Raw genomic sequence first — 380 nt, 5'->3', positions numbered from 1 at the left:
GTTAGTTTCTGGCGCGAAACCCGCAAAGAATTCTGGCTTTCCGAAGCGTGAAAGCCCCGGCGAAATGCTCGGCTGCGTCGCGCAATCTCGCAAGCCCGACGAAGGTCTGGCGGTCGAGCCAGTCCTTGGCGCGCTGCGTCCGATCTTGCGTTCCCGCACGCTGGCCGTGAGCGGCACGTATGCATTCGGCTGGCGGAGGTTGCCGTCCCAATTCGAGCATAGATGATCGCGGAAGACATTCCAGGCCAGTTGGTTGACCTCCGCTGGCATCGAACCTGGAGAGGGTTAAATGCGCACCATCGCGATCCGTCTCCACCGCATCTTTTTGAGGGGGAATGCATCAACCCGAATATAGCGGGTTACACGGGATGAGCGTTCTC

At 59.5% G+C, this 380-nt stretch carries 1 protein-coding gene; it reads left to right on the top strand.

The features are described from left to right. Positions 1 to 226: hypothetical protein (locus EN807_RS36180; protein ID WP_210240018.1), on the top strand; the 226-nt coding region annotated here is incomplete at its 5' end. Between the last annotated feature and the right edge of the window lie 154 nt (positions 227 to 380).

Origin of the sequence: Mesorhizobium sp. M5C.F.Ca.ET.164.01.1.1, assembly GCF_004792125.1 — a bacterium.
Taxonomy (GTDB): domain Bacteria; phylum Pseudomonadota; class Alphaproteobacteria; order Rhizobiales; family Rhizobiaceae; genus Mesorhizobium; species Mesorhizobium wenxiniae.
Note: the sequence above shows the minus strand (reverse complement) of the source record. Positions and strands in the feature narration are given on the sequence as shown.